The organism is Tenacibaculum sp. AWR4_210 (assembly GCF_056160945.1).
Genome location: NZ_JBSWYF010000047.1, coordinates 1 through 474 on the forward strand (window position 1 = coordinate 1; position 474 = coordinate 474).

General features: G+C 62.2%; 1 protein-coding gene. It reads right to left on the minus strand.

The annotated features are described in order from the left end of the window. The coding region (locus ACXAG7_RS19955) for a hypothetical protein (RefSeq protein ID WP_476667923.1) at positions 1-362 on the minus strand (362 nt) is incomplete at its 3' end. Between the last annotated feature and the right edge of the window lie 112 nt (positions 363-474).

Consider the following 474-nt stretch of genomic DNA (forward strand, 5'->3'; position numbering starts at 1 on the left):
CGTTCGAAGGGCGGCGGCGTGCCCTGCGACGAGGCCAGCAGATCGGCCGGACGGAAGCGCCCGCCAAGCGAGAGCGGCGAGCGTTCGGACTGCAGCAGGATGAAATTTTCGCCGCGCATGGCGGTCAGATTGGGCAGTAGGATGCGCTGCTCGGTGATAGAGCGGTAGCGGCGCTCCAGCACCATCTCGGCCTCCGGCACCGAGATCCACGCGCTCGACAGCGGCTGTGATTGGTAGGGTGCGCGGTCAAGGCGCGCTTGAAACTCGGTGTAGCTGAGCGGAAAGCTCGCGCAGGCCGCAAGCAAAAGGCATGGAAACCCCAGCAAGAGGAGGCAAGTCATGCGGGCGACCTTTGCCGCCATTCTACTGCTCTGACAGGGCATAAACGTGGAAACCAAACCTAGCATCAAGCGCTTGTAACTAGCTTGAGCGGACTCAGATAGCAGGTCTATAGGCGAAGTCTCGCTGCAGGGC